This window comes from Aliivibrio fischeri (genome assembly GCA_038993745.2).
GTDB classification, from domain to species: domain Bacteria; phylum Pseudomonadota; class Gammaproteobacteria; order Enterobacterales; family Vibrionaceae; genus Aliivibrio; species Aliivibrio fischeri_B.
Window position 1 is genome coordinate 2,044,871 of sequence record CP160629.1, and the last position, 12,381, is coordinate 2,057,251.

Here is a 12,381-nt window from a genome sequence, read left to right on the forward strand (position 1 = left end):
CAAGTTTATAAAAAAGGTGAGTCGACATGCTCACCTTTTTTGAACCAATCGTTTCAAAACCACTCCAATCTTAATTCACTTCTGTTAGGTCTCTATTTTGAAATATCTATTTACTTTCGTTCTACTTTTGACGCTAAACGGTTGTGTTACTGAAACACATCAAGAGAAAAGCACAGTAAACCTTGTGACAACAGGCGATATCAATACGGTAATAACGGGAAGAACTTTCTTTAGTTGGCATCCTGATATTAACGCCAACTACCTTAATAAAAAGTTAAATAAAAATGATACTGAAGAAAAATTCATTCTTGCTTTAAAAAATGAATTAAAGAAAAAAGGGTTTACTTACACGGATGATCTACAAAAAGCCGATTTTTATATTGGTTATGGTTTAGGTGTAGATACTAAGATCAGTGATGATCAAATTCTAAATAAAACAGGATTATCTGCGGGTATAGAACCACATGGCATCGATGAAAATGACAGTGATAAAGCCAGTGTTTTTATTGCAATCTATTTACCAACCCAACTGACGCCGCAATGGACAATATTAGCCCAAGGCTATACAGATAGTGAGCAAACAGATGCAATGGACGAATTACTTCAGCTCATGTTTCACAGCTTAGAAGAAAAAAACTAAGTGTAAAAAGCAGCAATCATTGCCGCTTTACTGCATCATAAATTTCTTTGCTCTATGATGAACAACTGATTTCCATTCTCTTCCCCCACTCTGGTGGTAATTCAGCATAACGCTCAAAGTCAGGATGTTCATCAAATGGCGATGCCAATAGCGTAGATAAAATTTTAACATCACTAAAATCCCCCTCATTTGCTTTAACAATTGCTTGCTGAGCTAAATAGTTTCTTAAAACATATTTCGGGTTCATTTTTCTCATTTTTGAGCAACGCATATCGAAGCTATCTGCTTCTAACTTACATCGTGTTAGATACAAGTCTATCCATAATGTTGCGGCTTCTCTATCAACAAATAAGTCAACTACCGTTTGTTTATCTTGAGAATCTAGGTAAGACAACGCCCTCATAAATCGAGTGTAATCCACCACATTTTGCGACAGTAACTCAAACATAGATTCAAATAGACGGGTATCCCCTTCTTGTTTAGAAAGCAGCCCCAATTTTTTTCGCATCAATTGACTAAAATAATCATGCAATTTTATTTCATATTGCTCTAATGCTTTTTCTAAATCTGACTTATCAATTAATGGAGAAAGCGAATGTGCCAAGGCCGATAAGTTCCATAAGCCAATTCTAGGTTGTTGATTAAAGGCATAACGCCCTTGATAGTCAGAATGGTTACAGATATAACCAGGTTCATAATCATCAAGAAAGCCAAAAGGACCATAATCGAACGTTTGGCCAATAATCGACATATTATCGGTATTCATAACACCATGGGCAAATCCCACAGCCTGCCATTGCGCAATCATATAAGCAGTTCTATCGACAATATTATTAAACATTGCGAGATATGGCTTATCTTCACCTAAACAACAAGGGAAATGCCATTCAATCACTTTATCCGCTAATAACTTTAGCTCTTCCAATAAATTTGAATAAAACAGATGCTCAAAATGACCAAATCGAATATGAGTTTCAGCCATTCTAATGAGTAGAGCCCCAGTCTCATAGCCTTCTCTAAATACCGGAGTATCACTCGTCATCATTCCTAATGCTCGTGTAGTAGGAATACCAAGCCCAGCCATCGCTTCACTACATAAATACTCACGAATTGTAGAGCGTAATACAGCTCGGCCATCACCAGAACGCGAGTAAGGCGTTAAACCAGCTCCTTTTAAATGAAGATCAAAACTATTCCCTTTTTTATCTTTTATTTCTGCTAGTAAAAGTCCTCTTCCATCACCAAGGTCTGGGTTATAACTACCAAATTGATGCCCTGCATATTTCATGGCTAGTGGAGCAAAGACGGGCGGCACTGTTTCACCCGAAAACACATCTAACAGCTCAGAATGATTATGTACGTTCTCAGGTAAATCAAACTGTTTAGCTAATTCACTGTTCCATATAAGCCAACGAGAATTATCTAAGGGGGTCGGTTGTACATACGTGAAAAAACAGCGAGGCAATCTTGAATAGCGAGTAGTAATTGAAAGTGAATTCCAAAAAGACATAAGAGTAATCCATTAACTATGCAATGAACTAACGCTAGCATATTGATAAATAATATGACAGAAATGAAAAAAGCCGCACTAACCATAAGGTTAATGCGGCTTTTCCAATTTTGGCGCGCCCTGTAGGATTCGAACCTACGACCACATCCTTAGAAGGGACGTGCTCTATCCAGCTGAGCTAAGGGCGCTTTGTGTGGTAGGATTATACGAATATCCGAAATCAGATCAATCCTTTTCTTATCATTATCTTACTGAGTGATGAAAAATGAGTCACTTTGCTCACTTTATAGCAACAAGAAAACCATTCTGAGTAAAAAACCTACAAATATCATTGATATTACGATGTTTTGGTACTTAAAAAACCTCGAACGCAAACGTTTGCTCTATAGCTATTATGAATTAATTCTGCGACAATACTTAGGTCAACCAGTAACTGCCCTTTAGAAGGATCACTATGACCGCTCAAATTATCGATGGAAAACTCATTTCTCAAACCGTTCGCTCTGAAGTCGGGGCTCGTGTTAAAGCTCGTGTAGAAGCAGGATTACGTGCTCCAGGCCTTGCAGTTGTATTAGTTGGACAAGACCCAGCATCTCAAGTTTATGTAGGTAGTAAGCGTCGTGCCTGTGAAGAAGTCGGTTTCGTTTCAAAGTCATATGACCTTCCAACGACCACATCTGAATCAGAACTTCTTAACCTAATTGATGAACTAAACCAAGATCCGGAAATTGATGGTATTTTGGTTCAATTGCCTCTTCCTGCTGGAATGGATAGCACTAAAATTTTAGAGCATATCGATCCTGAAAAAGACGTTGATGGTTTCCACCCATATAACGTAGGTCGATTATCACAACGTATTCCAAAACTGCGTTCTTGTACACCAAAAGGGATCATCACTCTACTTGACCGCTACAACATTCAAGTTCGTGGTATGCATGCCGTTGTTGTTGGTGCTTCAAATATTGTTGGTCGACCAATGACACTTGAATTACTTCTTGCTGGTTGTACAACCACCACTTGTCATCGCTTTACAAAAGATTTGGAAAGCCATATTCGTCAAGCTGATTTGGTTGTGGTCGCCGTCGGTAAACCAAATTTCATTCCAGGTGAATGGATTAAAGAAGGTGCTGTCGTTGTTGATGTAGGTATTAATCGACTGGATTCAGGTAAGTTAATTGGCGATGTCGAGTATGACGTAGCCAAAACAAAAGCAAGTTATATTACTCCAGTACCAGGTGGAGTTGGTCCAATGACAGTAGCGACACTTATCGAAAACACCCTACTTGCCTGTGAGCAATACCACAGCAAATAACTTTTAATAGTTACAAAACTATCAATTAGCGAGCAATTTTACTGCTCGCTTTTTTATATCTGCGCTTCCCCACACTTCTTGACCAAATTTCACTCTATTTTCAGTTTTTTCTTGGACAAAATAAGCATTTAGTTACTAGGCTTAGTATGCGTAATTTAAAAAACGGATGACAAGAGGAAATGGATATGAGTATTTTTGACCACTATCAAGCCCGTTATGAAGCGGCAAAAGATGAAGAGATGTCACTGCAAGATTTCTTATCACTATGTAGTAATGACAAAAGTGCTTATGCTAATGCAGCAGAAAGACTACTGCTAGCCATTGGAGAGCCTGAGGTCATCGATACTGCACTTGATCCGCAACTCAGTCGCATTTTCTCTAATCGTGTTATTTCTCGCTATGAAACCTTCAAAGATTTCTATGGTATGGAAGAGCCAATAGAACAAATTGTTTCTTACTTAAAGCATGCTGCTCAAGGTCTTGAAGAGCGTAAGCAAGTGCTTTATTTATTAGGCCCAGTAGGCGGTGGTAAGTCTTCACTTGCTGAAAAACTAAAAAGCTTAATGCAAAAATTACCTATTTATGTACTTAGCGCAAATGGGGAACGCAGCCCAGTTAACGATCACCCTTTCTGTTTATTTGATGTCAATGAAGATGGTGAACTACTCAAAAACGAATACGGTATTGAACCACGTAACCTACGTTCCATTATGTCTCCTTGGGCAGCAAAACGACTGCATGAATTTGGTGGTGACATAACAAAATTTAAAGTCATTAAAGTTCACCCATCGATTCTTGACCAAATCGGTATCGCAAAAACAGAACCGGGCGATGAAAATAATCAAGACATTTCCTCTCTTGTAGGTAAGGTCGATATTCGTCAATTAGAGCATTTCGCCCAAGATGATCCTGATGCTTATAGCTATTCGGGGTCATTATGTAAAGCGAACCAAGGCCTAATGGAATTCGTAGAGATGTTTAAGGCGCCGATTAAAGTGCTCCATCCTCTTTTAACTGCAACCCAAGAAGGTAACTTTAATGGGACAGAAGGACTGTCAGCGTTACCATTTGATGGGATGATCCTTGCTCACTCAAACGAATCAGAATGGCAAACATTCCGAAATAACAAAAACAACGAAGCCTTTTTAGATAGGGTTTATATCGTAAAAGTCCCTTATTGTTTACGTGTATCGGAAGAAATGAAGATATACCAAAAACTACTAGAACACAGTGAATTGTCTCATGCACCTTGCTCTCCTAGTACATTAGATATTCTAGCGCAATTCTCAATATTATCGCGTCTAAAAGAACCAGAGAATTCATCTCTCTTCTCTAAAATGCGAGTTTATGACGGTGAAACCCTAAAAGACACCGATCCAAAAGCTAAAAGTTACCAAGAGTATCGAGATTTTGCTGGTGTTGATGAAGGTATGTCAGGCTTATCAACTCGATTCGCCTTTAAGATCCTCTCTCGTGTATTTAACTTTGATCAAACCGAAGTCGCAGCCAACCCTGTTCATCTTTTTTATGTAATAGAACAACAAATAGAAAGAGAACAATTTGCGCAAGACATTGCAGATAAATACACCGAGTTCTTAAAAGGGTTCCTAATCCCTAAATATGTCGAGTTTATCGGAAAAGAAATTCAAACCGCTTATCTTGAATCTTATTCAGAATATGGTCAGAACATTTTCGACCGTTACGTAACCTATGCTGATTTTTGGATTCAAGATCAAGAGTATCGTGACCCTGAAACTGGCCAATTATTTGACCGTTCAGCACTTAACGATGAATTAGAAAAAATAGAAAAAACAGCCGGGATCAGCAATCCAAAAGATTTCCGTAATGAAATCGTGAATTTTGTTCTTAGAGCAAAAGCAAACAACAACGGACAAAACCCAACCTGGACCAGTTACGAAAAACTGCGTGTAGTTATTGAGAAGAAAATGTTCTCCAATACAGAAGATCTTCTTCCAGTTATCTCCTTTAACGGAAAAACCTCAACCGACGATCAGAAAAAACATGATGATTTTGTAGCTCGAATGATGGAAAAAGGCTACACCAAAAAACAAGTAAGACTATTAGCAGAATGGTACTTACGTGTTCGTAAATCATCATAAAAATAAACAGGACGTTACAGCCCATAGCTGATTATGGGCTGATCTAATAACATTTTAGCTAATTTGTTGTCTATATAAGTAAGTTCCTTTAGACAATCGCTAAGGTGATATGAATCAGGAGGGCAATATTATGGCTCAATTTATTGACCGAAGGTTGAATGGTAAAAAGAAAAGTACCGTCAATAGACAGCGCTTTATTCGTCGCCATAAAGACCAAATAAAACGTGCGGTTTCTGATGCTGTAAATCAACGTTCAGTAACCAATACAGAAAGTGGTGAAAGTATCTCTATTCCAAAGGGAGATATATCTGAGCCTGTTTTTCATCAAGGTCAAGGTGGTATTCGTGAACGTGTATTACCCGGCAATGACCAATTTATTAAAGGTGATAAAATTGAACGTCCTCAAGGAGGAAATGGTGGCGGAGGTGCTGGTGATGGAGATGCCAGTGCGGATGGCGAAGGTCAAGACGACTTTATTTTTCAAATTTCGAAAGATGAATACCTTGATATTCTTTTTGAAGAGCTTGAATTGCCTAACCTTGAGAAAAACCAAGTTCAAAAAATAACAGAATGGGAAACCCATCGAGCAGGTTATCAAACCGCCGGTGTCCCTTCTAATATTGATATCGTCCGTTCTCTACAGCAATCACTTGCTCGTAGAACTGCCATGACAGCGGGTAAAAAACGATTACTCTCCGAATTAGAACAAGAATTAGAAACCATTAAAAACAGCGAACCAAGTCAACCGCTTGCTGTTCGTAAAATGCAGGAACAAATAGAAGAACTTCGAGAAAGAATTAAACATGTTCCTTATATTGACTCATTTGATTTGCGTTATAAAAACTACGAGCGAACCCCTATCCCATCCAGTCAAGCGGTAATGTTTTGCTTAATGGATGTATCTGGGTCTATGGATCAAGCAACCAAAGACATCGCAAAACGTTTTTATGTCCTGCTTTATCTCTTTTTAACTCGAACTTATGAAAACGTAGAAGTCGTTTTTATTCGCCACCATACTCAGGCGAAAGAAGTAAATGAACACGATTTCTTCTACTCTCAAGAAACCGGTGGGACCATGGTTTCAAGCGCATTGAAACTCATGAGAGACATCGTTGCTGAACGTTTTCCTGCAAATGAGTGGAATATTTATGCCGCACAAGCCTCTGATGGTGATAATTGGGCTGATGACTCACCAAAATGTAAAGAGTTGCTGACGTCATCCATTCTTCCAACTTGCCAATATTACTCATATATCGAAATCACAAAACGTCATCACCAAACATTGTGGACTGAGTACGACAAGTTGGCACAAGGCTTTGATAATTTTGCCATGAAAAATATTCGTTCCGTTGAAGATATTTACCCAATATTCAGAGAATTATTTCAAAAGCAGCTGGCTTAAGGAGGCAATGATGAAAAGGACGACAAAGCTACCTGATGGGCCAGATTGGACCTTTCAAATGCTTGAAGAATATCATGTAGAAATTAAGCGTGTTGCCGAGCATTACCGTTTGGATACTTACCCAAACCAAATCGAGATCATCACAGCTGAACAAATGATGGATGCTTACTCTAGTGTTGGTATGCCTATTAATTATCATCACTGGTCATTTGGTAAAAAATTCATCCAAACAGAACAAAACTATAAGCACGGTCAAATGGGACTCGCTTATGAAATCGTTATTAACTCCTCCCCCTGTATTGCCTATTTAATGGAAGAGAACACTATTACAATGCAAGCCTTAGTCATGGCACATGCTTGCTATGGTCATAACTCATTTTTTAAAGGTAATTACCTATTTCAAACTTGGACTGACGCCAGTTCGATTGTCGATTATTTATTGTTTGCTCAACAATACTTAACCAAGTGTGAAGAAAAATACGGTGTTGATGAAGTAGAAAAAATTCTCGATTCTTGTCATGCCTTAATGAACTATGGCGTAGATAGATATAAACGCCCTGAAAAAATCTCAATAGCAGAAGAAAAAATTCGTCAAGAAGACAGAGAAGCCTATCTTCAATCTCAAGTAAATGACCTATGGCGAACCGTTCCAAAATCAAAAGAAGAAAGTAGCGAAGAAAAAATTCGCTTCCCATCTGAACCACAAGAAAACATTCTTTATTTTATTGAGAAGCACGCCCCACTCCTTGAGTCATGGCAACGAGAAATTGTTCGGATTGTACGAAAAATTAGCCAGTACTTTTATCCACAAAAACAAACCCAAGTAATGAATGAGGGTTGGGCAACCTTTTGGCACTATACGATCCTTAACCACCTTTATGACGAAGGGTTAGTGTCTGAAAAGTTTATTCTAGAGTTCTTACACAGCCATACAAATGTTGTTGCTCAACCGAGTTATAACAGTCCTTATTACAGCGGAATTAATCCTTATGCTCTTGGTTTCGCTATGTTTCAAGATATTCGTAGAATATGTGAAGAACCGACAGATGAAGACAGAGAGTGGTTTCCTGATTTAGCAGGAACCGATTGGTTAGATGCCGTACATTTTGCTATGCATAATTTTAAAGATGAGAGTTTCATTAGCCAATACTTATCACCCAAGTTAATACGAGAGTTTAAACTGTTCTCCATCTTAGATAATGATAAAAACAAACATATTGAAGTCAGCGCAATTCATGATGATACAGGCTATCGTGAAATCAGAGAGAAGCTTGCTGCTCAATATAACTTAAGTAACCTAGAGCCGAATATACAAGTATGGAATGTAGATGTACGAGGTGATCGTTCGATGATTCTACGCCATATCCCTCATAATCGTATTCCTTTAGATAAAAGCCATGAAGAAGTAATGAAGCATCTTCATCGTTTGTGGGGATTTGATGTGATTTTGGAAGAAGTGATTTCATTTAATCGAGCAGAAATAATATCTTCTTGTCCGAAGCGTAATTACTACAATACGAGTATTTAAATACTGAAATAGACATAACAAAAAGCCTTGAGGTATCACTACCTCAAGGCTTTATTATATCAATCTAATGCGTTAATCAATTAAAGTGACGACAATGCTGCATTCAATGTTGCACTTGGACGCATCTCTTTTGCTGCTAACTCTGCGACAGGTTGAAAGTAACCGCCAACGTTACCAGCGACACCTTGTGCCGCATTAAGCTCATCAACAATTTTTGCTTCATTTGATGTTAATGTCTCAGCCAGTGAGCCAAAATAAGTTTGAAGCTCTGCATCTTTTGTTTGCGCAGCAAGTTCTTGAGCCCAGTACATCGCTAAGTAGAAATGGCTACCACGGTTGTCTAACTCACCGACACGACGTGATGGTGATTTATTGGTTTCTAAGAATTTCGATGTTGCTGCATCTAATGTATCTGCCAGAATTTGTGCTTTTGCATTACCTGTTGTCACACTTAAATGCTCAAACGAAGCAGCAAGCGCTAAAAATTCACCTAAAGAATCCCAACGTAAATGATTTTCTTTTTCAAACTGTTGAACGTGTTTTGGTGCTGAACCACCCGCTCCAGTTTCAAATAGACCACCACCATTCATAAGAGGAACAATCGACAGCATTTTTGCTGATGTACCTAGCTCAAGAATTGGGAATAAATCAGTCAGATAATCACGTAATACATTACCTGTTACCGAAATAGTATCTTCGCCTTTAACAATGCGCTCTAATGAGAACTGAGTCGCCTCTACTGGCGCTAAAATACGAATATCTAGCCCCGTTGTATCGTGATCTGCAAGGTAAATATTTACCTTTTTAATCAGCTCCGCATCATGCGAACGATTAGCGTCAAGCCAAAAAACAGCAGGTGTTCCAGTTGCACGCGCACGATTTACCGCTAATTTCACCCAATCTTGAATTGGTGCATCCTTAGCTTGGCACATACGCCAAATGTCACCTTCAGCAACAGCATGCTCAATAAGCGCATGACCTGCACCATCAATCACTCGAACTGTACCTGCAGCAGGAAGAATGAATGTTTTATCATGAGAGCCATACTCTTCTGCTTTTTGTGCCATTAAACCAACATTAGGTACTGAACCCATTGTTGTTGGATCAAATGCACCATTTGCTTTACAGAAATCAATTACCGCTTGGTAAACACCCGCATAACAACGATCTGGGATCATCGCTTTCGTGTCTTTGAGTTGACCATCAGGTCCCCACATTTGACCAGAAGTTCGCAACGCTGCTGGCATAGAAGCATCAATAATCACATCACTAGGAACATGAAGGTTTGTAATTCCACGATCTGAATCCACCATCGCAAGCTCAGGTTGGTATTCATATACCGCAGCTAAATCAGCTTCAATTTGTGATTTTTCAACTTCAGGTAAAGAGGCAATTTTAGAATAAACATCGCCAATGCCATTATTCGCATCAACACCCAGTTTTTCAAAAGTCGCTGCGTGCTTTTCAAATACATCTTTGTAGAATACTTTTACGGCATGACCAAAGATCACTGGATCAGACACTTTCATCATAGTTGCTTTCATATGTAGCGAAAGTAACACATCTTCTTCTTTTGCTTTTTTAGTCTCAGCGTCAAAGAATTCAACCAGTGCTTTTTTACTTAAGCGAGAACCATCAATGATCTCTTTATCTTGCAATGCAAGACCTTCTTTAAGCACTGTGATATCGCCATTTTCAGCCACAAACTCAATACTAACATTCGTTGCACCATCAATAGTTACTGATTGTTCACTTGAATAAAAATCACCGTCACTCATGCTTGCTACGTGTGATTTTGAATCCGAAGACCACGCCCCCATTGAATGAGGATTATTACGAGCGTATTGCTTAACAGCTCCAGGAGCACGACGATCAGAGTTACCTTCACGTAATACTGGGTTTACTGCAGACCCTTTAATTTTATCATAAACCGCTTTAACGGCTTTTTCTTCATCCGTTTTTGCTTCTTCTGGGTAGTTAGGCAAAGCATAGCCTTTCGCTTGAAGCTCTTTAATTACAGCATGAAGTTGAGGTATAGATGCACTGATATTTGGAAGTTTAATGATGTTTGCTTCTGGTGTTTTTGCTAGTTCACCAAGCTCTGCTAATGCATCACCAATGCGCTGCTCTTCAGTTAAATATTCAGGAAAGTTAGCAATTACACGGCCAGCAAGAGAAATGTCGCGTGTATCAACATCAATGTCTGATGATGCTGCAAATGCTTGAATAATTGGAAGAAGTGAATGTGTCGCCAATGCTGGCGCTTCATCAGTGATAGTATAGATAATCTTAGATTTTTGCGTTGTCATTTAATTTCCCTATTTAATCCACAAAACCCACAACAAAACGTATAATAGGTTCTGTAATTTACCGACTTTGATACCAATTCTAATCATTCATTACATTGGTATTATTTTTATTAGTCTCTTGTTTCACGCGCACACTATAGCGAAAAGCGGTGAACTTTAAAACTAAACACCACAAAAGCTTTACAAATCTGCAAGGTAGTTAACATGACATTCAAACGCTCCCCTAATTGGAAAAAACCGGCTTTTAAGAAAAAAAACACACAAAAGCCACGCCCTGCACCTAAAGATCGTAAAGTTATTATCTTTAATAAACCTTTTGATGTATTGAGTCAATTTACTGATGACCAACATCGCCAGACCCTCGCAGATTTTATTTCTGTTAAAGACGTTTATGCTGCAGGCCGTCTTGATCGCGATAGCGAAGGTTTATTAATTTTAACTAATGATGGAGTGTTACAAGCTCGATTAACTCAACCAGAATCTAAATCACCAAAAACTTATTGGGTACAAGTTGAAGGCGCACCTACTGAAGATGATTTAGATAAATTACGTCAAGGGGTTGAGCTAAAAGATGGCATGACGTTGCCAGCAAAAGTAGAAATCATACCGGAACCAAACGTGTGGGAACGCAATCCACCTGTTCGTTTTCGTGCCGCTATTCCAACAACATGGATTTCAATTACGATCATTGAAGGTCGTAACCGACAAGTTCGCCGTATGACAGCAAACATTGGTTTCCCTACCTTACGCTTAATACGCTATTCAATGGGAGATTGGACAATAAAAGATGTGGCTCACGGCACTTGGAAAGAAGTATCACTTTAAAAACAATAAATTAAATTGTAATAAAAACGTTAATTTTACTATCTGTTTACTGCTTTTTAAATTAGACTGACTACATTAATTATAAAAAATAAAGGGATCATTATGAACACTATGATTAAAGCAGTAGGACTCACTAGCGTACTCTTGCTTAGTGCTTGTGCTCCAGCAGATAGAGCTGATATTAACTCAACAGAATTGACTAATGAGCATTATAAAAATCAAGAAAAGCAGCAGCAAAACTGTATGCTAACTGGTGAAATTGGCTGTGCTGACTAACGTATGACTTTATAAAAAGGCCTGATAGTTCTAACACTATCAGGCCTTTTTATTTCAATATCAAAGACAATTACTGCCTACAAATATTGGAATTATTCATCACCCATGAAGCTCATATCTGGCAATGATTCTAAGTTTTCTTTATAACGCTTTTGATTAAACTCCGCGCCATTTTTCATTACATCAAAGACTTCAATTGCAAGCGCACACGCCATCATTTCAATCGCTTCTTCACGTGGGTTACCCGTCATAACTAAGCGCATTAATGTTTCTTTAACTGCAATTGGGTTACCGTCTTCAATTTGATTTTTTACGGTTTCAATCAGTGTTTCTTCCGTCATGAAATCGTCTAGTTGTTCTGTCATGGATACTACTCACTTAATAATTTTGTCTACTATGCCATAGAAAAAGTAAAAAAACGCATTCATTTGGAAAATATTAACAGTAGAAAAATCGATT

The 12,381-nt window shown here is 38.4% G+C and carries 10 protein-coding genes and 1 tRNA gene; 7 read left to right on the top strand and 4 right to left on the bottom strand.

From position 1 onward, the window contains the following. Window positions 1-97 precede the first annotated feature (97 nt). Entirely contained in the window at window positions 98-640 is a 543-nt protein-coding gene (locus tag AAFX60_009895) for a DUF4136 domain-containing protein (protein ID XDF77030.1), read from the top strand. Between the two features lie 52 nt (window positions 641-692). On the opposite strand, the gene AAFX60_009900 is transcribed toward AAFX60_009895, so the two are convergent. Continuing rightward, window positions 693-2,150 (bottom strand): protein adenylyltransferase SelO, encoded by a 1,458-nt coding sequence (locus AAFX60_009900; protein ID XDF77031.1) that lies wholly within the window; start codon window positions 2,148-2,150, stop codon window positions 693-695. 111 nt (window positions 2,151-2,261) lie between these two features. After that, a tRNA-Arg gene (locus tag AAFX60_009905) sits at window positions 2,262-2,338 on the bottom strand. A 266-nt stretch (window positions 2,339-2,604) separates the two neighbouring features. On the opposite strand from AAFX60_009905, the gene folD reads away from it, so the two are divergent. The 4 genes from folD (at window position 2,605) to AAFX60_009925 (ending at window position 8,512) form a co-directional block, all read left to right on the top strand. Beyond that, complete coding sequence (gene folD / locus AAFX60_009910; protein XDF77032.1) at window positions 2,605-3,462, top strand: bifunctional methylenetetrahydrofolate dehydrogenase/methenyltetrahydrofolate cyclohydrolase FolD; 858 nt, start codon at window positions 2,605-2,607, stop codon at window positions 3,460-3,462. 185 nt (window positions 3,463-3,647) lie between these two features. Beyond that, window positions 3,648-5,582, top strand: a complete 1,935-nt coding sequence (locus AAFX60_009915; protein XDF77033.1) for a PrkA family serine protein kinase — start codon at window positions 3,648-3,650, stop codon at window positions 5,580-5,582. Window positions 5,583-5,712: 130 nt separating this feature from the next. After that, window positions 5,713-6,984, top strand: coding sequence for a YeaH/YhbH family protein (locus tag AAFX60_009920; protein ID XDF77034.1), 1,272 nt, complete (start codon window positions 5,713-5,715; stop codon window positions 6,982-6,984). Between the two features lie 10 nt (window positions 6,985-6,994). Beyond that, complete coding sequence (locus AAFX60_009925) at window positions 6,995-8,512, top strand: SpoVR family protein (protein XDF78919.1); 1,518 nt, start codon at window positions 6,995-6,997, stop codon at window positions 8,510-8,512. Between the two features lie 80 nt (window positions 8,513-8,592). Here AAFX60_009925 and AAFX60_009930 read toward each other — a convergent pair whose 3' ends face one another. Then, the gene (locus AAFX60_009930) at window positions 8,593-10,821 is read right to left on the bottom strand and encodes an NADP-dependent isocitrate dehydrogenase (protein XDF77035.1); all 2,229 of its coding nucleotides are present in this window, start codon (window positions 10,819-10,821) and stop codon (window positions 8,593-8,595) included. 204 nt (window positions 10,822-11,025) lie between these two features. On the opposite strand from AAFX60_009930, the gene AAFX60_009935 reads away from it, so the two are divergent. Then, the gene (locus AAFX60_009935; GenBank protein XDF77036.1) at window positions 11,026-11,646 is read left to right on the top strand and encodes a pseudouridine synthase; all 621 of its coding nucleotides are present in this window, start codon (window positions 11,026-11,028) and stop codon (window positions 11,644-11,646) included. Between the two features lie 102 nt (window positions 11,647-11,748). Further along, entirely contained in the window at window positions 11,749-11,922 is a 174-nt protein-coding gene (locus AAFX60_009940) for a lipoprotein (protein ID XDF77037.1), read from the top strand. 92 nt (window positions 11,923-12,014) lie between these two features. Here AAFX60_009940 and AAFX60_009945 read toward each other — a convergent pair whose 3' ends face one another. Then, entirely contained in the window at window positions 12,015-12,287 is a 273-nt protein-coding gene (locus AAFX60_009945) for a hypothetical protein (protein XDF77038.1), read from the bottom strand. Window positions 12,288-12,381 lie beyond the last annotated feature (94 nt).